The organism is Psychrobacter glacincola (assembly GCF_965118485.1).
Taxonomy (GTDB): domain Bacteria; phylum Pseudomonadota; class Gammaproteobacteria; order Pseudomonadales; family Moraxellaceae; genus Psychrobacter; species Psychrobacter glacincola_D.
On record NZ_CBCPJH010000012.1, the window covers coordinates 1 to 23,624 of the forward strand.

General features: G+C 40.7%; 24 protein-coding genes. 15 read left to right on the plus strand and 9 right to left on the minus strand.

All coding sequences use genetic code 11. The annotated features are described in order from the left end of the window. Both ACMHKH_RS06170 and ACMHKH_RS06175 read right to left on the minus strand, forming a co-directional pair. A partial coding sequence (locus tag ACMHKH_RS06170; RefSeq protein WP_413519769.1) for a DUF475 domain-containing protein occupies positions 1-324 on the minus strand: 324 nt, incomplete at its 3' end. Positions 325-673: 349 nt separating this feature from the next. After that, complete coding sequence (locus ACMHKH_RS06175) at positions 674-955, minus strand: transposase (protein ID WP_413519770.1); 282 nt, start codon at positions 953-955, stop codon at positions 674-676. 130 nt (positions 956-1,085) lie between these two features. On the opposite strand from ACMHKH_RS06175, the gene ACMHKH_RS06180 reads away from it, so the two are divergent. From ACMHKH_RS06180 to ACMHKH_RS06190, 3 genes are all read left to right on the plus strand, one after another. Continuing rightward, on the plus strand, positions 1,086-1,391 hold the full coding sequence (locus ACMHKH_RS06180; protein ID WP_413519840.1) for an IS110 family transposase: 306 nt from the start codon (positions 1,086-1,088) through the stop codon (positions 1,389-1,391). A 167-nt stretch (positions 1,392-1,558) separates the two neighbouring features. Continuing rightward, positions 1,559-1,945: a transposase gene (locus tag ACMHKH_RS06185; protein WP_413519841.1), complete on the plus strand. Its 387-nt coding sequence runs from the start codon at positions 1,559-1,561 to the stop codon at positions 1,943-1,945. 66 nt (positions 1,946-2,011) lie between these two features. Further along, the gene (locus ACMHKH_RS06190; protein ID WP_413519771.1) at positions 2,012-2,380 is read left to right on the plus strand and encodes a PepSY domain-containing protein; all 369 of its coding nucleotides are present in this window, start codon (positions 2,012-2,014) and stop codon (positions 2,378-2,380) included. A 105-nt stretch (positions 2,381-2,485) separates the two neighbouring features. Here ACMHKH_RS06190 and ACMHKH_RS06195 read toward each other — a convergent pair whose 3' ends face one another. Together ACMHKH_RS06195 and ACMHKH_RS06200 are read right to left on the minus strand one after the other, a co-directional pair. Next, a complete protein-coding gene (locus ACMHKH_RS06195; protein WP_413519772.1) occupies positions 2,486-3,406 on the minus strand; it encodes a glutaminase in 921 nt (306 codons plus the stop codon). A 300-nt stretch (positions 3,407-3,706) separates the two neighbouring features. Further along, entirely contained in the window at positions 3,707-4,120 is a 414-nt protein-coding gene (locus ACMHKH_RS06200) for an organic hydroperoxide resistance protein (protein WP_413519773.1), read from the minus strand. A 172-nt stretch (positions 4,121-4,292) separates the two neighbouring features. Between ACMHKH_RS06200 and ACMHKH_RS06205 the strand changes: the two genes are divergently transcribed. After that, a complete protein-coding gene (locus ACMHKH_RS06205) occupies positions 4,293-5,147 on the plus strand; it encodes an AraC family transcriptional regulator N-terminal domain-containing protein (protein WP_413519774.1) in 855 nt (284 codons plus the stop codon). A gap of 600 nt (positions 5,148-5,747) precedes the next feature. On the opposite strand, the gene ACMHKH_RS06210 is transcribed toward ACMHKH_RS06205, so the two are convergent. Further along, complete coding sequence (locus ACMHKH_RS06210; protein ID WP_413519775.1) at positions 5,748-6,209, minus strand: Fic family protein; 462 nt, start codon at positions 6,207-6,209, stop codon at positions 5,748-5,750. Positions 6,210-6,390: 181 nt separating this feature from the next. On the opposite strand from ACMHKH_RS06210, the gene kdpF reads away from it, so the two are divergent. From kdpF to ACMHKH_RS06245, 7 genes are all read left to right on the plus strand, one after another. After that, positions 6,391-6,471: a K(+)-transporting ATPase subunit F gene (kdpF, locus tag ACMHKH_RS06215; RefSeq protein ID WP_193032053.1), complete on the plus strand. Its 81-nt coding sequence runs from the start codon at positions 6,391-6,393 to the stop codon at positions 6,469-6,471. Next, positions 6,471-8,183: a potassium-transporting ATPase subunit KdpA gene (gene kdpA, locus ACMHKH_RS06220; protein WP_413519776.1), complete on the plus strand. Its 1,713-nt coding sequence runs from the start codon at positions 6,471-6,473 to the stop codon at positions 8,181-8,183. Before kdpF ends, kdpA begins: the two co-directional genes overlap by 1 nt. A 136-nt stretch (positions 8,184-8,319) precedes the next feature. Beyond that, positions 8,320-10,458 carry a potassium-transporting ATPase subunit KdpB gene (gene kdpB / locus ACMHKH_RS06225; protein WP_413519777.1) on the plus strand — a complete coding sequence of 713 codons (2,139 nt, stop codon included), beginning with the start codon at positions 8,320-8,322 and terminating at the stop codon, positions 10,456-10,458. A gap of 21 nt (positions 10,459-10,479) precedes the next feature. Then, complete coding sequence (kdpC, locus tag ACMHKH_RS06230) at positions 10,480-11,154, plus strand: potassium-transporting ATPase subunit KdpC (protein WP_413519778.1); 675 nt, start codon at positions 10,480-10,482, stop codon at positions 11,152-11,154. 84 nt (positions 11,155-11,238) lie between these two features. Further along, a complete protein-coding gene (locus ACMHKH_RS06235; protein WP_413519779.1) occupies positions 11,239-13,989 on the plus strand; it encodes a DUF4118 domain-containing protein in 2,751 nt (916 codons plus the stop codon). Between the two features lie 43 nt (positions 13,990-14,032). After that, entirely contained in the window at positions 14,033-14,719 is a 687-nt protein-coding gene (locus ACMHKH_RS06240; RefSeq protein WP_413519780.1) for a response regulator, read from the plus strand. 75 nt (positions 14,720-14,794) lie between these two features. Further along, entirely contained in the window at positions 14,795-15,337 is a 543-nt protein-coding gene (locus ACMHKH_RS06245; RefSeq protein WP_413519781.1) for a DUF3124 domain-containing protein, read from the plus strand. 280 nt (positions 15,338-15,617) lie between these two features. Here the strand turns inward: ACMHKH_RS06245 and ACMHKH_RS06250 are convergent, their stop codons facing one another. Continuing rightward, on the minus strand, positions 15,618-16,046 hold the full coding sequence (locus ACMHKH_RS06250) for an Rrf2 family transcriptional regulator (RefSeq protein ID WP_413519782.1): 429 nt from the start codon (positions 16,044-16,046) through the stop codon (positions 15,618-15,620). A gap of 255 nt (positions 16,047-16,301) precedes the next feature. Here ACMHKH_RS06250 and ACMHKH_RS06255 point away from each other — a divergent pair, with 255 nt between their 5' ends. Next, positions 16,302-16,574, plus strand: coding sequence for an NAD(P)H-binding protein (locus ACMHKH_RS06255; RefSeq protein ID WP_413519842.1), 273 nt, complete (start codon positions 16,302-16,304; stop codon positions 16,572-16,574). A gap of 506 nt (positions 16,575-17,080) precedes the next feature. Here ACMHKH_RS06255 and ACMHKH_RS06260 read toward each other — a convergent pair. Then, positions 17,081-17,359: a peptidylprolyl isomerase gene (locus ACMHKH_RS06260; RefSeq protein WP_413519783.1), complete on the minus strand. Its 279-nt coding sequence runs from the start codon at positions 17,357-17,359 to the stop codon at positions 17,081-17,083. An 86-nt stretch (positions 17,360-17,445) separates the two neighbouring features. Then, positions 17,446-18,210: a tRNA pseudouridine(65) synthase TruC gene (truC, locus tag ACMHKH_RS06265; RefSeq protein ID WP_413519784.1), complete on the minus strand. Its 765-nt coding sequence runs from the start codon at positions 18,208-18,210 to the stop codon at positions 17,446-17,448. Positions 18,211-19,547: 1,337 nt separating this feature from the next. On the opposite strand from truC, the gene ACMHKH_RS06270 reads away from it, so the two are divergent. The 3 genes from ACMHKH_RS06270 (at position 19,548) to ACMHKH_RS06280 (ending at position 22,497) form a co-directional block, all read left to right on the plus strand. Beyond that, positions 19,548-20,243: a hypothetical protein gene (locus tag ACMHKH_RS06270; protein WP_413519785.1), complete on the plus strand. Its 696-nt coding sequence runs from the start codon at positions 19,548-19,550 to the stop codon at positions 20,241-20,243. A gap of 102 nt (positions 20,244-20,345) precedes the next feature. Next, positions 20,346-21,344: a WG repeat-containing protein gene (locus ACMHKH_RS06275; RefSeq protein WP_413519786.1), complete on the plus strand. Its 999-nt coding sequence runs from the start codon at positions 20,346-20,348 to the stop codon at positions 21,342-21,344. A gap of 199 nt (positions 21,345-21,543) precedes the next feature. After that, positions 21,544-22,497: an EamA family transporter gene (locus tag ACMHKH_RS06280; protein WP_413519787.1), complete on the plus strand. Its 954-nt coding sequence runs from the start codon at positions 21,544-21,546 to the stop codon at positions 22,495-22,497. 90 nt (positions 22,498-22,587) lie between these two features. Here the strand turns inward: ACMHKH_RS06280 and ACMHKH_RS06285 are convergent, their stop codons facing one another. After that, positions 22,588-23,247, minus strand: coding sequence for a hypothetical protein (locus ACMHKH_RS06285; protein WP_413519788.1), 660 nt, complete (start codon positions 23,245-23,247; stop codon positions 22,588-22,590). Positions 23,248-23,624 lie beyond the last annotated feature (377 nt).

Below are 23,624 nucleotides of genomic sequence, written 5' to 3' on the forward strand. Positions count from 1 at the left end.
CAATGCCAAATCTATAACTTGCATCATGCCAAGGTCTGCGGTAAGCGCAACAATAACAATCGGGAATACCAGGCGCATACCGAATACGGCAATCAAGATACCAACCGTTAAAAAAATCTTTTTCCAAAATTCGTCCCAGCCTTTAAGAACTGAGGCATTGACCACCGCATTATCGAATGATAATGAGATTTCCATAACGGCTAAAATAGCGGTAATAGATAGGGTGGCTATCAAGCCGCCCATACCGCCATGTGAATATCCCCACCATGCAGCAATCATCAATGCGATAGCTGTGAAGATGAAGTCTAAATAAAAATGTCTCATGACACATCCTGTCTGGTTGCGTAAAGCTAAGTGTATCTACTAAAAATTAGGGCATAAAAAAAGTGGCTATCGCGAGCCACTTTCCTATGTGATTTTTAATGAAAGATAAAGCATTTTTGAAAAATATTCTATAGAAAATTGTGAACGTATTTATTATGATCAAAATTCTATAATTTGTTGTTAAAGTAATAATTTTCTAAAATAATTCTTAAGTATCATTAATAACGACAACGACTGATAAAAAGATTATTAAAAGCGATCGTTACAAATTGCTTCCGATTTGAATCAGTTTTATTCTATAGTCAATCTCTTATAAAAGTGTTATAAATTAACTAACCTATTATCATAGTTAAGTCTTTATAAAATCGATACAACCCATATCATGAAACAGTTTAGGCAGATTATTCTCCATCCAGCCTTGGCGTAGAGATTTTACCTGTGCCCATTTCTTTTCAATGGGATTAAGATCAGGACTGTGGGGTGGTAGCCAAAGGATACGTTGGCTATGCCTGTTCAGTAATTTCTGACTATGTTTATTCTTATGAAACCGAGTCACTCGAGCGCAGCTCTCGCCTTGCACTCGGGCAAAGCAGTGCTTTGCTTTATCCTCGCTCATATCCATAACGATCATACATTTAGTCTTGAGAATTGGAATTAGCGTGAAATTGCACTAGTCATAAAATAGATGGCTGTTGATATTCTGTTCAAAGTAATCAAGCGCAAACAGCATCTTTTCATATATCGACTGGCTCATTGCTAACATCACTGATGACTTAAACAACATCCACATGACCCTTGAAGCCACAGGCGTCTATCACGAGAACATCGCCTACTACCTATTTGATAAAAAGCTTAACGTCAGTATCATCAATCCTGCTTACGTCAAAAGCTATGCTGCTAGTTTAGGACGTCGCAACAAGACGGATAAAAAAGATAGTATGTTATTAGCCCGCTACACCTATAGTGCTAAGCCTAAATTATGGACACCGCCGCCAGCAGAGACGCGTTATCTCAAGTCTTTACTGTCGCGCTTAGACGCGCCACAAGAAGACTTACAACTGAGCTGAATCTATTGGAAAAAGCGGAGGCCACAGACACCGCTCCTATCGTTAAAGCGTCTATTGAGCAGATGATAGCCTCTTTGTAAGCGCCCATTGTTAAGCTCAATGGTGATATTGATGACCATATCGATCGTCATCCCAATTTAAAGCAAGACTAGAATCTGCTACAAACCATTAAAGGTGTCGGCCCTGTTGTCTCAAAACAGATGGTGTCGCTGATGCATAATAAGCAGTTTAGTCAAGCGTCACAAATGGCAGCCTTTTTAGGCTTAGTTCCCAAAAATAGTGAATCATGGCTATTTAAAGGCAAATTTCTTAAAGGCAAGTTTAGCTTAGCAAAAAATGGCTCAAGTGATATCAGAGCCAAAATGTATATGCCAGCGCTAGTCGCCATTAAGCATAATCCTGATATTAAGGCGCAGTATGAGCGTCTGCTTGCTAATGGTAAGTGCAAAATGCAGGCTGTCTGTGCGGCGATGCGTAAGCTTGTGCATATCCGTTTCGGTGTGATTAAGCATCAGCAGCCTTACCAAGCAAGAGTTGAGCTAATTAGTACTTAACTTGGCTTTTTAAAGATGGTATCTCTTAGCAGTTGTCCAATTTTATTATGCCACTACAGTGAAGTTTTGGCTGATATACGCTTCGATGATTACAATGCGTTTGGTAAATTTATGGCAGCGGGTGCTGCCATACACATGGGTACGCTTGGGTTATGGAGCGTATTAGCCAATGTCTTATTTTGCCTATCTGTTATTGCTATTTGTGTGAATGGTTATGTGATGTGGTGGCAACGCCGTCCTCGTTCAGCTAGCGAGATGATTGGACTCAATCCGCCAGCTCGTAGTCATAGTGTTTCTATAGAGTGGATGCTTGCGATTCCATTACTTATTGTCGCTATCCTATTCCCAACGGCAATCATTACTATTGTTGTCATCGCTTTATTAGACTTCCTATTAATATCGCGCGTTAAATTTTTACACAGTCTATTAAAGTAAGCTGTCTTTAATAGATTCTACCTTTATGAGGATAAGTTTTTATATTAACTGGACAGGACAAGTACTTACAGGGGTGTTCGAATTAAAAAAGTCAAGTGATCGCTTTTAATTCGAAAAAACCGACCAGCCGGTTTTCTGTACTAGCAGCTCTAATGCTTTTAATCCAAGTTTAGAGTTTCCGACATGATCAAGCCCTGGTGACCATACAGCGATAGATCCTTTACCTGGTGCTATCGTTAAAATGCCACCGCCAACCCCACTTTTACCCGGTAGACCGACACGGTAGGCAAATTCACCAGCGCCATCATAATGACCGCACATCATCATTAACGAATTGATCCGTCGAGACTGCTGTGCATTAATCACCCTTATCCCTGTGGGTTGATTGACACCATTAGACACCAAAAAGAGACCTGCACGGGCTAACTGCTCACAACTCATTGCAATTGAGCATTGATGAAAATAAACACCCAGCACTTTATCCACATCGTGCTTTAGATGACCAAAGGATTTCATAAAGTGTGCTAAGGCGGCGTTTCGGTCTCTGTGATCCATCTCAGACGCTGCCACTTTATGGTCAAAACGGATCGAATCATCGTCTGCAATAAAGTGAACAAACCTCAAAATTTCACCCAATATCTCTTTTGGCTCATGCCCCATCATGATTGAATCTACCACCGCAATCGCACCGGCATTGATAAATGGATTACGCGGCCGACCAAATTCTTTCTCCAATACCATGATCGAATTAAAGGGATCTCCGGATGGTTCACGACCAACGTGTGTCCAGATTGCATCCCCTAACTTGCCAAGACCGATGGTTAAAGTAAATACCTTGGAGATACTTTGTATCGAAAACAGAGTGCTCGCATTACCTGCTGCATATACTTGTCCATCAGGTGTCGCTACGGCAATACCAAATTGGTTTAGATCGACATGAGCCAGTTGTGGGATGTAATCCGCTACTTTTCCACGGTCGGTTTCAAGCGCTATCTCTGCGGCAATATCATCAAGAATTTGTTGCATATGATTTGGGTAACCGTATTTCTGCTGCGTTATTAGATAACAAGGATTTTAACTGAATAAAAAACACTAAAGATAAGAAAATTGTATTTTAATTAGGACATATTGAATTGAACTGTCCTGAGGTTATATGAGATTCTATATTCTTAGAGAATATGACAATAAACTGGTGCTATTGCATTTTTTAATAATCACCTATTACCATAAAAAATTGCTTGGCTACTCTAATTAGCCAAGCAATTTTAAATTTTATTATTGTTGTGTTATTTCTTATCGTTATTAGCTATCAAGCACGAACGCTATTTAAACAACAGTAACATGCAAGCGCACATCAACATTGCCACGAGTGGCATTAGAGTACGGGCAAACTTGATGAGCCGTCTCGATCAGATTTTGTGCTTGCGCTTCATCAATACCAGATACCTCGATAGATAGCTCTATATCTAAGTTATAGCTATTATCAGCTTTCATACCAATACCAACTTGAGCAGATGTTTTTGAAGCGGTTATTGGTAGTTTCATTTGTTGCGCTGTCATGTTCAGCGCACTATCAAAACACGCGGCATAACCCATCGCAAACAGCTGTTCTGGATTCACACCCTCTTTATCGTTTTCTTGAAATGATACCAAATCAAAACCGAGCGAGCCATCGTCAAGACCTGTATGCCCAGAACGACCACCAGTGGCTGTGGCACGAGTTTTATAAAATACTTTCATGATGCATTCCTTATTTGGATTTATTGAATATTATTAGAATCAGACTTGATGCGTCGTGATGGGATTATTATAGAGGCGCAACCAATAATTCGTTAGAACAGTACTACAAAAATCTTGCCTAATTCTCCAAAAATTTATACTATCAAGCAAACCTAAGAATAAGAAAAACATCATGCAATCAAAGACCATTGAGCAATTACTTACACTATTGCCCAAAAATAAAACCATCGAATCTACTATTCCAAACTTATTCTTCTACTGTGCTGACAGACCAAGTAAAACCGTCAGCTATATCCAAGAGCCTAGTATATGTATCGTTCTACAAGGTGAGCGCGAGATTTACTTAGGAAAAGAGTGCCAAAAATTTGATAGTAGCAACTTGATGTTTTGCCCTGTCGATATCCCTTTAAGTATGCATATTAAGCATGCCTCGTCAGACCATCCTGTCATCGTTTTATCAATGAAATTAAATCTTGTCATGATTCAAGAAGTACTCGCTAGAGTACCGTCTAGACAACAGCTAAACGAAAGTCACTTGGGAATAAAATGGCAATTAGATGACACTATCATGCAAGCATTTGAGCGATTGGTAAACTTACTTGATTATCCAAATGATACTGAGTTTTTATCTTCTTTAATACAGCAAGAAATTTATTATCGCTTGCTCTCAGCACAACAAGGTCATAAGTTGCGACAACTGGTCATCAACGGCAGTCATACCCACCGTATTGCACAAGCAACCGATTGGCTAAAAGCGCATTTAGATGAACCCGTGGTGATTGCAGACTTAGCGAGCCGATGCGGTATGAGTGTCTCAGGGTTTCACCAACACTTTAAAGAGATTACCCAATTAAGTCCGCTACAGTATCAAAAAAAATTACGATTAATGGAGGCGAGGCGTCTGATCGTAATCAATGATTCTCAAATAGCACAGGTTGCGATGCAGGTAGGCTATGAAAGCCCTAGCCAATTTAGCCGAGAATATAAACGCTTATTTGGCAACAGTCCAAATAGTGATTTGAATTAAAGTCTTACGGAAAATTTCGATGATGACGTGACTGTAGCTAGTACTATTCTGCTTTCTATATTATTCGTTTTACTAATGGATAACATTTGCTTCGCTATACCTAGGTACAGAGCAGTCGCACTAAGATTGTCATTTTATCTACATTTTCTTCAGTATCGCTCAAACGTGTTCCTGCATCAAAGACCGATTATAATGATGAGTTAACAAAGAGTTAGCCTATAGTTCGGTGCGCTATACAGGCATCGAGCTTCTAGTGTTAGATGCAACTTTAATGACTGTTAAACCGATAGGTAGGTCATGATCATTAAGCTTTCTGATTAAAAATTCATAGATTATTTTCTACGGTATTATCAGCATAGCTCAGACTGCTTACATGCCGATATTAATATTCCATACGAGTATAGAAAAGGAGGTTTTGATTTTCACATACATACCTACCTATGAAAACTATTAAGGTATACCCCAAGGGAACCAGTTATTTCACTCTTCAAACCTATTAATAGAGCACTTAAAATAGACCGCTATAACGGAACTGCTTATAACAGAATACCGAACTAGCTCGTCTATTTCGTTACGCATCATAGAACTACATGATCTTTATCACAAAGCCACCTCATAACTCGTACTACGCCCCGAAGCCTCAGGTTTTTTCATCCCCTTCTCTATCAAATCATTGATATTCCGTAGTGCTGTGTCTATAGAACACTTATTCATCACTGCCCATTTTTTGGTAGTCAACTTGCCATAAAAGTCTGTGAGTAAAATATTCAGCCTACTGACTTGTCTGGTGTTCAAAGCATGCTGTCGATGAGTCTGCCAAAAGCTGGCTTTATTGATGATTTTATCTATAGCCGTTTGAGCAGCAATCAGTGCTTGTTCTAGCATTTGTAGAAACCAGCACAGCCAATCCGTGATATCAGTATCGCCTTTTTGCGTTCGCTCCAGTATTTTATAATAGTCTTCGCGCTGCTTAATAATCTGCGCTGACATACTATAAAAACGTTGGGCGCTATCCTCACTTTGCGCCAGCACTCTTTCCGTAAACTTCAGTATTATCAACACTTAACATCTGCCTATCTACTAACTCTCATCTTTATACTTTCTTTATATCCTACCTCCTCATCTTAATAACACTTTTATACCTCTCTCAGCATACTAACGACATTATCCAATGAGCAGCAAGGTCTTAGTAATCTTGCAGCCATTAATTAACTGACCGTTATTATTGATTTAGGAGAGTGCCATGGAAGTGTTTGCAGGGTTTATTGCTCTAGGTTTATTTGTCTATTTGCTATACGTACTGATTAAACCGGAGGCATTCTAATGACCATCCAGGCCTTATCTCAGTTGATTATTTATCTTCTCATTTTATTTACTTTAGGATATTTTTTATCCGGTTACATTATGCAGCATATGCAGGCGCCGATATCTCGTCTTGAATCTCGCGGTTTTACAGCACTCGGTATGCTTGGACGAGATGCCAAAGGTAATATTGCGTCTGGGATGAACTGGAAACAGTATGCACTCGCTATTGTCTTGTTCAATATTATTGGCTTTTTGGCGCTATTTATATTGCAACTGGTACAAGGTAATCTACCGCTCAATCCGCAAGCGATGGGTGGAGTCACTTGGGACTTGGCTATGAACACGGCCATTAGTTTTATGACCAATACCAACTGGCAGGCTTATGGCGGTGAGAGCACGATGAGCTATCTCACGCAAATGCTTGGTATGTCGCTACAAAACTTTTTGTCAGCAGCAACGGGTATTGCCGTCGCTTTTGCTTTGATGCGTGGCTTGGTGCTTAGGAAAAGCGCTCATCTTGGTAATGCGTGGGTCGATTTATGGCGCTGTAATATTTATATCCTACTACCGATAGCGACAATCATCGCGCTGTTATTAATGAGCCAAGGCGTCGTACAAACTTTATCGACCTATATGGACGTACAAACCCTACAAGGTGACACCCAAACAATCGCCTTAGGACCAGTCGCATCACAAGAAGCGATTAAAATGTTGGGTACTAACGGCGGTGGTTTCTTTAATGCCAACTCTGCCCACCCGTTTGAAAATCCAACGCCTTTTTCTAATTTAATTCAGATGCTCGCTATTTTTCTTATTCCTACTTCACTATGTTTTTGTCTCGGTAAAATGAGTGGCAACCTCAAGCAAGGTGTGGCGATATTAGCAGCCATGACCGTATTGTTCGTCGGTATGTATTCATTAACGGTGAGCAGCGAGCTTGCTGGTAATCCTTGGTTAACGTCACAAGTGTCAGGACTAACCGCTGCTGATGTCAGTGGCAATATGGAAGGTAAAGAAGTGCGCTTTGGTATTGTGGCCTCATCGTTATTTGCCACTATTACTACTGCGGCATCATGTGGTGCAGTAAATGCCATGCATGACTCATTTACGCCTATGGGTGGCTTTGGTCTAATGCTACAGATGCAGTTAGGTGAAGTGGTATTTGGCGGTGTCGGAGCAGGTCTCTATGGCATGTTGCTATTTGCAATATTAGCGGTATTTGTATCAGGACTCATGATTGGACGGACACCAGAATATCTCGGTAAAAAGATTGAACCATTTGAGATGAAAATGGTGGTATTAGCATTACTTGCAGCGCCTACTATGGTGCTAATGGGAACGGCGATTAGTGTTATGACTAGCAGCGGTCAAGCAGGAATTTTTAATCCTAGCGCTCATGGTTTTAGTGAAGTGCTGTATGCCTTTAGCTCTGCTGCCAATAATAATGGTTCTGCTTTCGCAGGATTGGGGGCCAATTCGGTCTTTTATAACGCCATGCTTGGGCTTGCGATGGTGGTCGGGCGCTTTGGGGTCATCATTCCAGTGCTGGCTTTGGCAGGATCGTTGGCGAAAAAACCAAGACTTGAAGTCAATAGCGGTACTTTACCGACGACCACGCCATTATTTGTGGGTCTATTAGTTGGAACCGTGCTGATGATTGGTGCATTGACCTTCATTCCTGCTTTAGCGCTTGGACCTATTGTAGAGCATATATGGATGATGAAAGGTTAGCCGCTGCCTATTTGTCTAGACTTTAGCAAATTTGGCAAAGTTGACAGATTTGATAACTTGATAATTTGATAAATAGCCTCTTACCTTTTTAGTGGTGAATTGCCCCCTTTTTATGATTATGTTAGGAATAAAGACCATGAATGTTTCAATAGATTCTAATAATAAAGCACTAGATGTGCCGCCCCAACAAGAGCCTGATAAGTCTGATTTACCCGAAAAGCCTGCCCAAGGTCTGTTAGATCCGGCGTTGATTAAACCGGCGCTAAAAGATGCGTTACTCAAGCTTGATCCTCGCGTCCAGTGGCGCAATCCGGTGATGTTCGTCGTTTATATCGGTTCATGGTTGACGACCATATTAGCCATCAATATGTTAATTCAGGGTCAAACTGGACTGGTCTTTACCTTGTTAATTACGTTTTGGCTATGGTTTACCTTATTATTTGCCAACTTTGCTGAAGCGTTAGCAGAAGGTCGCAGTAAAGCGCAAGCATCGAGCCTTAAGCAGGCACGTCAAGATGTGCAAGCTCGTAAGCTTGCTGATAGCGACCGACTCTCTGCCGCTACTATGGTGCAGGCGACTGAGCTTAATCAAGATGATATTGTCTTAGTGCAAATGGGAGAAATCATTCCAGCGGATGGTGAGGTGATAGAAGGTCTTGCCTCAGTCGATGAGTCAGCCATCACTGGTGAATCCGCTCCTGTAATCCGTGAAAGTGGCGGTGATTTTAACGCAGTTACTGGCGGTACTAAGGTCTTGTCTGACTGGCTGATTATTCGTATTACTCAAGCGCCGGGGCAAGGATTTTTGGATCGTATGATTGCCTTGGTAGAAGGTGCCAAACGTACCAAAACGCCAAATGAGATTGCCCTGACTATTTTTCTTATTGCACTAACCCTGATATTTTTAATGGTTTGCGTGACCCTGTTGCCGTTCTCTCAGTTTGCAGTGCTCGCATCAGGTCAAGGCGATCCCATCTCCATTGTTATTTTAGTCGCATTATTGGTTTGCCTAATTCCAACAACGATTGGCGGTTTATTATCGGCTATTGGGGTAGCAGGTATGAGCCGTATGATGCAAACTAACGTGATTGCGACCTCTGGACGGGCGGTAGAAGCTGCTGGCGATGTCGATGTGCTATTGCTCGATAAGACCGGTACCATTACTTATGGTAACCGCCAAGCTTCGTTATTTCTGCCTTCTAACGGTATTAACGAGAACTTGCTGGCTGAAGTGGCATTGATTAGCTCGCTAACCGATGAGACACCAGAAGGTCGCAGTATCGTCAAACTGGCCCAAAGCCGTTTTGATATCGATGAGAATGTCTGGAAATCAAAGCCATTTGAAACTATCGAATTTACCGCACAAACTCGCATGAGTGGTACCGATATTGAGCAACGTCGCATCCGTAAGGGCGCTTATGATGCCATTGTAAATTGGGTGACAGAACAAGGCGGTGCGCTACCGAGTAATTTAGAACAACAAGTAGAGGAAGTGGCGCGCCGTGGTAGTACACCACTGTTAGTTGCAGACGGTCAGCAGATATTAGGCGTTATTGAGCTTAAAGACGTGGTCAAATCTGGTATCAAAGAGCGCTTTGCTGAACTTCGTAAAATCGGTATTACTACCGTGATGATTACTGGTGACAATCCTTTAACCGCTGCAGCTATCGCGGCTGAAGCTGGGGTTGATGACTTTATGGCGGAGGCCACACCAGAGCAAAAACTTGAGCTGATTCGTAGTTACCAGCGCCAAGGTAAGCTAGTAGCAATGACTGGTGACGGTACCAATGACGCGCCAGCACTTGCCCAAGCTGATGTTGCCGTCGCTATGAATAGTGGTACCCAAGCGGCCAAAGAAGCTGCAAATATGGTGGACTTGGACTCAAACCCAACCAAGCTTATTGAAGTGGTGCAAACCGGTAAGCAAATGCTGATGACCCGCGGGGCGCTGACGACTTTTAGTTTGGCCAATGACGTTGCTAAATACTTTGCGATTATTCCAGCGGCCTTTGCCGGTACTTATCCTGCCCTAAACGTCTTAAATATTATGCATTTGGGCAGCCCAAAGAGCGCTATTTTATCGGCCGTTATTTTTAATGCCTTAATCATCGTATTTCTAATTCCATTAGCGCTACGAGGGGTTAAGTATCGTCCGGATTCTGCTATTAACTTATTACGCCGAAACCTCTTGATATATGGATTGGGCGGACTGCTGCTACCGTTTGTGGGTATTAAACTTATCGATATGCTTATCAACGTCTTGCAATTGGTCTAACCATTCATAAGGAATATTACTATGCATACTCATTCTCACCCAGATACCAACACTAAGCCATCAGTGCAAGACGCAACAGATACCAGCAACGCACTAGATAACGCTGCTGCTCATATGCCGATGCTCAAACCTGCTATATTGCTATTTATACTATTAAGTATCATTTTAGGGTTATGCTACCCATTAATAATGACGGGCGTCGGGCAAGTGACTATGCCCAATCAGGCAAATGGTAGCTTAGTAGAAAAAGAGGGACAATTGGTTGGCTCTGCGCTTATCGGTCAACCGTTTGACCAACCACAATATCTATGGACGCGACCTTCTGCTGCAGGTGACGGTTATGATGCCACCCAATCCTCAGGTAGTAATTTAGGACCTTTAAATCCTGAACTTGCCAGCAATGTTGAAGCGCAATTACAAAAGCTCAAGGCGGTTGATCCACAGAACAAAGCGCCGATACCGCTTGACTTAGTAACCATGTCAGGAAGTGGCTTGGATCCACATATCTCACCTGCGGCCGCACAGTGGCAAGCAAATAGAGTGGCAAGCATACGCGCAATCAGCGTTGAACAAGTACAAAAAGCGATCGACGATAATACCGACAGTAAGCAGTTTAATATCTTTGGCGAGCCGCGTGTTAACGTGCTAGCAGTAAACTTAGCATTAGATGAAATCTCTACCAGCTCAGCTAAATAGCGCGCCAATATTAATTAAAACTACCAGCTTAACTAAAAGCCGCCGCCTTAATTTACTTTTACCTAAGAGCTATCGAGGGTCTTTATGAATATTAACCGCCCTAGCCCAGAAGCATTGCTGCAGCAAATCAAGCAGCAAGAGTATACGGTCAATAGAGGTAAGTTAAAGATATTTTTTGGGGCGTCGGCTGGGGTTGGTAAAACGTATGACATGCTGACCTCTGCGCACCAAGCACAAGCGAATGGACTGAATGTGTTGGTTGGTATTATAGAGACGCATGGCCGCAGTGAAACGGCAGCACTGGTACAAGGACTATCCGTTCTGCCGCTACGCGAGATTGAATATCGTGGACAGATGCTACAAGAGTTTGATATTGATGCCGCTCTAGCTTGTCATCCAGATATTTTGCTGGTTGATGAGCTGGCGCATAGTAATATTCCAGGATCTCGCCACCCTAAACGTTGGCATGATGTTGAAGAGTTACTAAAAGCCGGTATCAGTGTTTACACGACTCTAAACGTTCAGCATTTAGAAAGTTTAAATGATGTCGTCAATCAAATTACTGGCGTGGTGGTTCAAGAAACCTTACCCGATTGGTTTTTTGATCAGGCCAATGAAGTAGTATTGGTTGATTTACCGGCAGATGAATTATTAGCGCGTCTTCACGAAGGCAAAGTATACATTCCAAGCCAAGCCAAACATGCTATCAACAATTTCTTTCGTAAAGGTAATTTGATTGCATTGCGGGAGCTAGCATTACGCCGAACCGCAGACTTGGTCGATGCCGACATGCAAGATTATCGCAACCAAGCCCGAATCTCACCCATTTGGAATACTGCAGATCAGTTATTGGTAGGAATCAGTACGGGCGCACACAGTGAACGCCTCATTCGCCATGCTGCTAGGCTGGCTAGTAGCTTACATTCACAGTGGTATGTGGTGCATGTCGATACACCGCGAGGTTTGAATCGTTCATTTAATAATAAGCAGAAAGTTTTGGAGGCACTGCGTTTAGCGGATAGTTTAGGTGCAAAAACTGAAGTGATTAGTGCCATTACCGTGGCGGAGGGTTTGACCAGCTATGCCCATCAGTTCAATATTGGCCGCATTATTATTGGACAAAATTATGCTAACCGTTCCAGATTGTATCATTGGGGGCAATCGCTGGTAAAGCGCATCTCACAGCAAGACGTTAACTTAGATTTGATCTTAGTCAATCAAACTAAGAAGTTACGCAAAACCACTAACGAGCGTCAATTGCCGTCTTGGAACGTGGCAGAATTATCCTCGGTAGATAACCGTAATGGTTATCTCATGGCAGTTTTGGGATGCGGACTAGTGACCGTTACCCTAGTGGCCCTAACGCGCTGGTTTGATTTAGCCAACGTCGTCATGCTGTACTTATTAGTGATTGTCTTTATCTCGGTACGCTTTGGACGCGCTCCTGGCATATTGGCTGCATTTTTGAGCGTATTAAGCTTTGATTTATTCTTTGTTGAACCTAAGCTGTCGTTTAATGTCAGTGATGTCCAATACTTAGTCACCTTTGCCGTTATGCTTATCGTCTCTTTAATCATTAACAATTTAGCCGTTGGACTGCGATTTCAGGCACAAGCTGCGCGTAAACGTGAACAGCAAGCGATATCCATGAGCTATCTTGCTCAAAGCCTGAGCGCGGCTCGTAAAAATAATGACATTATCAGCCAAGCAGCAGCATGGCTAACGCAGCATATTGCTAGCACTGCAATCATAGTGATGCCAGATACGGACAATAAACTCGTTATTATGACTGACTGTACGATACCTGCAGAATTCAACTGGGTTGTGACCCGATGGGTCTTTGATCATAATGAAAGCGCTGGCCTAGGCACTCATACGCTCAACGCCAATACGATGCACTATCGGGCACTTGCAACATCAAATCAGGTGCTCGGTGTCCTAGCAGTGATGCCGACAGATAGTGGGAGCTTCAGTCAACCCGAACAACAACGAACGCTTGATGTGGCTATTGCCCAAATAACGCTCGCTTTAGAGCGGGTATATTATGCAAAAGTGGCTCAAACCGCGCTCATAAAGGTAGAGTCAGAAAGGCTTCGTGGGACGCTATTATCGGCGCTGTCTCATGATATCCGAACGCCAATAACGGTATTATCTGGTTTAGCATCCTCTCTTGCCACCCAGACTGTAACGGTGAGTGAGCAAAAGCAACTGGCCGTTGATATTGAGCAGCAAGCAAACGTTATTCAGCGTTTGGTGATTAATATTTTAGATTACGTATCGCTCCAGTCTGGTGGCATGAAACTAAACAAGCAATGGGTGAGCTTAGAAGAAATCGTTGGCAGTAATATCCGTCAGCTTGAGCACTATTTAAAAGAGCGACAGATAGAAATAGACATTCCTCATAATATTGACTTTATTTATACCGACGAATTGATTTTGTCACGTATTTTAAATAACTTAGTAACCAATGCAATCAATTATACCCCAGACGATGCCTGTGTTTGCATCAAAGCAATGCTTGATGACAATCAGCAATACCTGATAACGGTGACAGACACAGGAGAAGGTTTACCTGTAGGTATGGAGGCACAAATATTTGAGCGCTTTACTCGAGGGAATTCGGAAGGTACCACAACGGGATTGGGTTTAGGCTTAGCTTTGAGCAGAGATTTAGTTGAGCATCTAGGTGGCACGTTAAGCGCTAACAATATACAACCTCATGGTGCACAATTTGTCATAACCCTACCTTGGCAACCTTTGCCTGAACAGGATTTATTGAGTGACGACTTTATAGCAAGCAGCCCAAACATTGATTCAGCAAACTTAGCACGATAAGTGCTATATCATAAGGTCAATACTAATAGCGAAAAACACACTTATGAAGACCATACTAATCATTGAAGATGAAGCCCATATTGCACGATTTATCAAAACAGCGATGGAGCAAGAAGGCTATCAAATTTTTACTGCGGATAGCTCGCACAGGGGCTTAATAGAAGCTGCCACGCGCCGTCCTGACTTACTTATATTAGATCTTGGCTTACCTGACGGTGATGGCTGTGACGTCATTGCAGATATTAGGACGTGGTCCTCGTTACCTATTTTAGTACTATCAGCTCGCAGTGATGAACAGGATAAAATAAAAGCGCTCAATTTAGGTGCAGATGATTATTTAGTAAAACCTTTTAGTATGGGCGAATTGGTTGCTCGTGTTAATGCTCATATGCGCCGCTGGCAGGTTGGCTACGAAGCACCAAGTCAGATAGAACTTGGTAATATCAGCATCGATCTTACGCAGAGACAGGTCAAGAAAAATGGTGAAGACGTCCATTTAACACCTATTGAGTATCGTTTGCTTACTGTTCTGATCCGTTATACAGAAAAAGTACTGACCCATAAACAACTGCTTAATGAAGTTTGGGGTAAAGGTCATAACCATCAAGAACATTATGTCCGTATATTTATGTCAAATTTACGTCAAAAACTAGAGGACAATCCTTCTCGCCCTAACTACTTCTTAACCGAAATCGGTGTTGGCTACAAGCTACATATTCCTAAAGACTGATAATATATTAATATGTTGAGTCTCCTAACTAGAATCTTAAGCTAATGATAAGATACAAAAAAAGAGGGAAACATCATGAACAAGCTCAATATGTCCACCATAGTTATTGCGATATTGGTGCTGGTATCAGGTTGTGATAAATCAATAGAAGATCCCAATATAGTATTCTCAGAAAATAATAAAGATCCTATTAAAGAGCTTGAAGTCACCTCAGCCGTCGACCCCCTTCAGTTGAATTATAAACAAACCTTTTATGTGCCTATTTATTCAGACATTTATATTGATAGTTACAATCAAAAAGTACTGCTATCGGCTACGTTGAGCATTCGTAATACCACATTAAATAAGTCACTTTATATCAATAAAATTGATTATTACGGTACTCACGGAGAGCTAATAAAGTCATATATCAAGAACTCAATTAAGCTACCACCCATGGCAACCCTCAACTATATCGTTGAAAAAGAAGAAAATAAAGGTGGTCCTGGTGCAGACTTTATCATTGAGGTTGAAGGTTTAGATGATACAGTTAAACCAGTAATTGAGGCGGTAATGATAGGTAATTTCAGTAATAAAGCTTTTGCTTTCAACACACAGGGGACGCCAGTTATGCACTGACAAAAAATCATTTTATATTAAATGTGTATCGTTATTTATCATATAAAAAGAGTATAAGAACACAGTCAATGGGTCCCCTTTTTACCTTGGATCAGCTCTTCAAAGCTATTAGATAAACTGCATTTTAGACTTAGATAAAACTATCAATAGTTTGGATTCTGGTAGGCGCACCAATTATTATATTTAGACATAACCTCGCGCTATCTAAAATCCCTCAACAGCTCTGATTTATCGGTATGATGTCTTTATTCATTACTATCCATTTTATATTTCTCTGTTTTTATTCTTGACTACGAATTTCCTTAACCACATCTGCAAGCGTGGATTTTTTTAGCTCTGCTTTTAAAGACTCTTCTACCCGATGCAAGATCGGATTAATCGCTGATTGAATATGCATTCCTACTAAACAGCGCTCACGAGTATCTTGATGTACATCAAATAACTCTTGCGACTTATTGTCCGCATAAACTGCTTCATATACTGCTAATAGCGGAATCTGCTCTGGTGATTTCGCTAAGCGCGCACCGGCAACCCCAGCTTGCGTATGAATCAGCCCCGCCGCTTTCAACAAACTCATAATCTTACGAATCACCGCTGGATTGGTATTCACACTAGAAGCGATAAAACTTGATGACGTTACCTCATCTTGGTAAATATCCAATACCGCCAAAATATGAATGCCGACCGAAAAACGCGTCGTGATAGACATACCGTCTCTCTCCCACTGATTAATTTAATAGTCTACAGAATAAAATTTTTGAGACAATCACTACTTTTGACAGTTTACGGTTCAAACACGCTTATTAAAAACTGATTATTTTTTAATAATTATTCATAGTTAATTTCCATAAGTATTCATTTTACCATTTCCTGTAACTTAAATAGTTACAGGAAATGGTTTTAGATTAACCTTAATATTCTAATACTCATCATCAATAAACAGGAATGCATTATAAAAATCGCGATTAACGGTGCTACGGGTCAATCTGGGCGTTTGGTTATGCAAGAAGCTTTAGATCGAGGTCATCAAGTGACGGCTATCGTCCGGATTCTAGAAAAACTACCACAAGATAGCGCGATTAAAGTGGTCGTAAAAGATGTTTTTGAGCTGACAAGTGCAGACTTGACGCCATACGATGTGGTAGTTAATGCGTTTAATGCGTTTAATGCAATTTTTGGTACTGAAGAGCAACATGCAACTGCAGGTCATGTGTTGATTGGAGCACTGAAGCACTAAAAGGGCATACGACTACCCGCCTTGCGATTGCCGGTAGCGGTGGTAGCTTATTCACGGATGAGAGTCGCAGTGAGCGGATTTATGAATCCGCAGGTTTTCCTGCTCAATTCTTAGATACAGCATTGCAGATGCGCAAAAACTTGGAAGAATTACAAAGTACGTCAGACTTGAATTAGGTTTATCTAAGCCCTTGTGGTCTGTTCGATGCCCAAGGTAAACGTACAGGTCGTTATAATACCGGTCGCGATGTTGCGTTAGTGAATAGTAAAAGTGAAGCTTATACCAGCTATGCTAATTTTGCCAGTGCTATGCTTGATGAGATTGAGCAGCCTGAGCATCGTAACGAGCGTTATGCGATTGTCTCTGAATATTAAGAGATGGTAGCTATTACTTAAGTACTGCCAACCAGTATTCATAGCCAATAGTCGCTTGTTAGTGTTGCTGTCATTCACAGTAAGCAAGCGACTGAACATTTAATCTATGTCATACAGTCAAAGCTCTGACTATTAAGTTCTATAAAGCACTTTAACTACATGCCAGCCAAATTTGGTTTTTACTAAATGCGGGGTGAGAAGTTCGCCACTGAAGCAGATTTTATCAAATGGCGCTACCATGTCGCCTTGTTTAAACTCACCTAAGCTGCCGCCTTTTTTAGCTGATGGGCAGGTTGAGTATTTCTTAGCCAACACATCAAACATGTTGCCTTTTTTAAGCTTGGCCATGATGTCTTCAGCCTGCTCTTTATTTTTTACTAAAATGTGTAATGCGCTAGCGGTGCGAGCCATAATGTAAATCCTTTATAAAATATCAATTAGCGGGTCATTATATCACTGAAATGATTGTCTAATATAACCCATAAAACTTACGCTACTTAACCTTCAGCATTATTTTCCCAAGAAAACTCTTCTAAGATATTTATCCATTGACTGTCCAATCCTGCTTTTAGCAACAATGGCTCACCGGTGACCGGATGACTGAGCGCTAAGCTCTGAGCATGTAATAGCATACGCGCGCAATCATATTGAGTACGAAAAAATCGATTATGCCGTCCGTCGCCGTGGCTGGTATCACCCACGATGTGATGGAATACATGTCTCATATGCCGACGTAGCTGATGCTTGCGCCCAGTCTCAGGTGTTAAGCGCACTAGACTATAGCGGCTAGTGTCATGCTTTTTTGATACCGCAAATGGTAGCTCAACTTGTGCCAAACTTTGCCAATGGGTCACCGCCTCTTGAGGGGGTTTGTCCAAGTCGGCAAACTTATCAGCAATAGCATCGGGCTTAAAGCTCAATGCATAATCAACGGTGCCCTGCTCTGGCATAAAGCCGCGCACCACGGCTAGATATCGCTTAGTCACGTTATGTTCAGTAAAAGCCTCGGTAAGGGTACGTGCCACAGCTGAGCTCTTGGCAAACAACAACACGCCTGAGGTAGGCCTGTCTAACCTATGCACCGGAAATACATGGCAACCTACCGAATCACGAGTGAGTTGCATGGCAAAGCGCGTCTCATCTTTATCCAGCCAACTGCGATGCACCAATAGTCCGGCCTCTTTATTAATCGCCACCAGAAATTCATCTTCATAGATAATATCTATTTGGTTAGCGGTTTCGGTTTCGCTTTCGATATTCATGTTTTCAGTGCCTATATTTTAGATATTACAATTATATCTCTGCTATCCTTTATCTGCTATATATCCTTTCTATCATATCTGAACCCCACCAACTCTATCGGAGGCTAATTACTTAAGATACAGTGTCTTAGGGGATCACTTCCCCATTCTTTAATCGCTGTTCAATAGCTTTGATAGTATTTTGAATATAAATAACATGATTAAAAAATATTCAGCCGATTTCATCTAATATGCCCAGATGTACAATCTAATAATCTATATCCATTAAAATCCTAAGCAAGGAACCTAACCGCCAGCCGTAACCTTTGATGCGTAATGTAATGCTATTGGTTTTTTCTGTTTGAAACACTCCCTAATCTTGCAAGGTCGCTCACATTGAGTATGTTATTTTAGGTATAAAAAAACCCATCTAATAAGTGGGTTTTTCTTTGCTTAGTGTTTAGTGTTTTTTCGTTTGACATATTATTAGCTCCTTACATCCAATGCACAAGTGTAGTGCTCAAAATAAGCATCGTTTATGGCGTCAAAGCGAATACATATACCAGCATTTTCACATTCTGCTGTAGCATACCAACACTCGTCATTATAACCTGTCATTACTGCAAAAAATCTTAGATTTATATAATCGCCTACAGTATAGACAACACCTTGGACATAACAGTCATTACCACATACACATATTAGGTTGTCACCAGTATTTATCATAATTTTCCTCTCAATCATTAAGGAGAAATCACTTAATATACTACGCCTAATATTGATGAAAACGATTAAAAACAGACGAAAGGTTAAAAATACGTATTGAACGGTACATTTAAATAGAATCTATGACATGTTAACCCGAATATAGTCAGTCCAATACGAAAAAGATACAGCAGGACTGGGATAAATTTTTTGCAGCCTCTGTCTGCGTAGACACAGCAAGCCAAAAAAATTTATACCAGTCCCTCGTTCTCAAAAAATATATCCTTTTTGTTTAGCATCGACTATAACTTAAAAGCTTATCCTCTTGCTCATAACAGACTCTTAACCCAACTTGTACAGCTTCGCTAGAATCAGCTCCTTTTTTGATAATACAAGAGACATTCGGAGTCAGTTTGCTTTCATTTAGGTCATCTACCACCGATTTATTCAGTAATATGTCAATGTAAAATATCAATATAAAATTTAGTGGTATAACCCTTAGCTACAAAAGTACCTCACGACCAAAGGTAAGATGAAAAACACACTTAATTTTAACTGCAGACGCCATAAACAGATAAAGGGTAAGGTTACTTAATAATTCGATTATAGTAGACAGTGATATAAGCCAATTAAATAAGCTGAAGGGTTAAGCGATGAAAACACTAGGATTGTGTATATTAGCCGCACTTAGCTTAAGTGCTTGTACTACAGGTATGAATAGTCGTGTATTGACAAGTCCTACCAATAAGATAATCACTCAATATCCCGTTGAGCGCGCTTTAATCAATATCTACTCCAAACCCTCTAACCATACTTTGTACATTGTGGATGACAAATTTCAATTGGCTTCACAATTGATAACTTTACCTTTAGGCATAGTGACTTTTAACGGCCAGCCAGTACATGCCAGTCGAATGACTTCAACTATATATGTCGATAATCAAAACGTTAAGACATCTATAGAAGACAACTACTATACTTTTGATCCTCTAGTCTTTCATGGATTTTCAAGTGCTGAAAGGTATTCGATAACCTCACAAACTCAAGACATACCTAAAGTTGCCACTCTAGGTGATTCCAGCACTTTTCTGACTGAAAACGTCTATACCGATAGTAGTCTCAATAAGAAAATAGGCACTTATTTCAAGGCGTGGTCTTTGTCGAAAGCCACTAATAATAGCGCTTGGTTATGTATAAGTCGTTCAGCTAATAGTTTGGTGGCTACTGATGCTGGCACGCCAGTGGACTGCTATGTCATTAACCCTCATGGTAAGATTTTAGATAAGAGAATTGAGTATACTTATCCTACTGATAAAGGCTTGAAAAAAGACGTCTATATGAAAAAATAACTTTTGTTTAACAGTACGTAGTTATCAGTCGTGTTAAACATTCTCCCGTAGCAGTGCCTGCTTTTGAATGCTCAATACGCCCTAATCTGGAGGATAATTGGGATGATACGATTAACTATTTTTAGTTTATCAGTAGCTTTGTTATCAAGCTGCGCAGAAGCAGAGGTTTCAAGCAACCATTTACCGTTAGAGGCTTCTAATACTACTGCTAGCACTCAGCCTTCTTTTATAGATGATAAGATGCGCGGTATCAGTTCTGAATTACCCATTAAATATAATAGCTCGATAGAAGGTCGTGACGACACTTGCGGATTTAAAGACCATGCAGGACGTATTATTACTCCGGCTATATATGATCATTGCGGTGAGTTCCATGACGGCATGGCCTATGTAACGCACGGTTATGACACCATCGGTTATGTTAATACTCAAGGTAAGGTTGCCATACCTATTATTTATCCTATTTTTTTTGACTTTATACCTGAGATGCGTGATTTCAGTGAAGGCCGCGTTGCGGTATACAAGGATGACAACTGGGGCTTTATCGATAAGCAAGGTAAGTCCGTCACTCCTTATGTCTATCGTTATGTTGGAGATTTCTCAAATGGATTAGCCACTGTATCAAGAGATGAAAAATTTGGTGCCATTGATCGTAATGGTGATATCGTTATTGATTTTCGCTACCAATCTCTTGGTGATTTTAAAGAAGGTCTGATAAGTTTCAGGCTAACTGATGATAACCGACTAGGGTATATCAATATTAAAGGTAAACCAGTCATTGCGCCTACATGGTATGCAGGCTTAGATTTTTCTGAAGGTCTAGCAGCAGTAGCTGTAGAAGATAACGATAAGTTGAAATGGGGATTTATTGACCGCAAAGGTAAAGTGGTTATCAAACCAAAGTATGATGCAGTCACGCCTGATGTTGGTGATTTATCTCTATATACTGATGTCAGTGGCGGACATTTTACTAATGGTCTTGCTACGATGTATATAGAAGACGACAAAATTACGCAGGTCACTATTGATAAGCAAGGCAATGAAGTTAAGCGCCAAACTTATGATAGTTATGACGATATATTTAGCAAAAATACTTTTTAAAAAACTCTATTAGATTTATAAAAATATCAAAAAAACTGCTAAGTACAGCAGTCTCAAATAGTATGCATAAGTTACTACAGACGCAGCCCATAAAATCGCTGTAAAGAAAATTAATACCATAGCCGTTATATACGAGGTTCATGATATTTTAGCCCACTAGTAAACCTAATAACCAATCCTGACTTTCTAGGCCAACTATATGACCCCAATCCACATTGCATTAGCGGTACTGGTTACCTTTATTTGGGGCGTCAATTTCACCTTTATTGCATGGGCACTCAAAAGTTTTCCACCACTTATTCTCACGGCTTTACGTTTTTTCTTTACCGCTGTACCACTGGTTTTATTTCTTAAACCGCCCAAATTCAACCGTACGCTATTTATCTATGCCATCGGTACGTTTGTCATGCAGTATGCGTTTGTATTCACTGCCATGCATTTGGGTGCTTCGGCAGGGTTAACAGCACTACTGCTACAAGTCCAGATATTCATCACGGTATTACTGGCGTATGTCATATTGGGTGAGACAGTGAGTCGCATGCAGATCATCGGTATGATAGTTGGTGTACTGGGGCTTGGCGTAATTGCATTAAACCTTGGCGGTGATATGCCTTTGATCGGGTTTATCTGTATCTTGATTGCGGCAATCGGTTGGAGCTTTGGCAACATTGCTTCAAAGCAGGCATCCACACAAGCTGCCTTAAAAGTTACTCAGCAAAGATCAAGCGTATCACTGGCTTTACCTAACACTCAGAAGAATAAAGCATCCGCGCTATCTGCCCTGGCTTTAGTGGTATGGGGAGGTTTGATCGCTTGTATGGTTTTAACCCTATCTTCTCTTCTATTTGAGACTGACGCATGGCAGTTAGCAACGTTTACACAAGCACCCGTTAAATCTTGGCTATCGCTTGGGTTTATTGTATATATCTCAACACTGATAGGCTTCGGACTGTGGGCACATTTGCTCAGTCAAAATATTGCTTCCAAGGTTATGCCGTTTGCTTTACTAGTGCCAGTGTTTGGCATGGCAACGTCAGTGCTGCTCTTAGGGGAAGTGGTGACATGGTGGAAGATGTTAGCAATGCTATTGATCTTGTCAGGGCTGTTATTAGCAAATGTGAAAATAGGTAGAAAGCCGCAATTGGCCCGATAATAGATACAAAAATCCTCAGTTATTGAACTGGGGATTCTTGCCTGCAAAATACTACAATTGAATCAATAATATATAAGATGATAATTAACTTTACAGTTGATCAATCATAGCTTGGTACTTATCTTTTTTAGCTACAATTTTGTTACGTTCGTCTTCTGCATTCGATGATAATTCTTCTGAATCCTCACCTTTTTTATCAAACACTTCTAGTTCGGTTTCCACATTATCTAAAAGTCGTTTAAGCATAATAGCAACCGCTTTTTCAGAAACTTCATGTGCCATAGTAGACGCTTCAGAAGCAAAGTCATCTTTGAGTTTAGACGCCCATTGATAAATATTCGCTATTGTTACGCTATTACTGGCTTCTTTATCCGATTTGTCAGATGCATCTTTTTCATTAGTATCAGATTGATCGCCTTTATCAGATATAAGGTCATCCTTAAGCTTAGCAGCCCAATGATAAATATTGGTGATCGTCATACCAAACTTATCTTCTTTATCGGACTTATCTTCTTTATCGGACTTATCTTCTTTATCAGACTTGTCTTCTTTATCAGACTTGTCTTCTTTACTAGATTCGATATTTTGCTCGGCATTATAACCATCAAAATCTCCGTCTTCATACACAACGGTATCGCCTTTTACAACTTCAACAGCTGTTACTCCATCATTTGAAGGCGTAACGGCTGTATTTTCGAGAGACTCTAAAGCGCTCTCTATTTTATCGTTGTTAGTAGACTTGTTTGACATAATTTATAATCTCTATTATTAAAGTTTGTTTACACTTAATAATAAGTGACTTTAGTTTTATATTCCGTATCTCAATGTAGATGGTTTTGTTCTAAATTCGTTAGAAATGCTCCAGAACACTCTATTGAGTTTGTAAATACATACTGGCATAATATGAATACAATTACTTCAAGTGATATCAAAGCCCTGACCTTATTTCTAGGTCTCCCTCAGACACTGATGATCACAGCATAGGTAATCCATACCTGCAGCTTTATCAAAAGCTACAAAACCACAGTTATCGACATTTTTATTTTTAGATATTATCCATTTATTTATCTATACAAACCAACTTTTAAAGAGTGTGATAAGTGATGTTTGTATTTGATTTAAGCTTA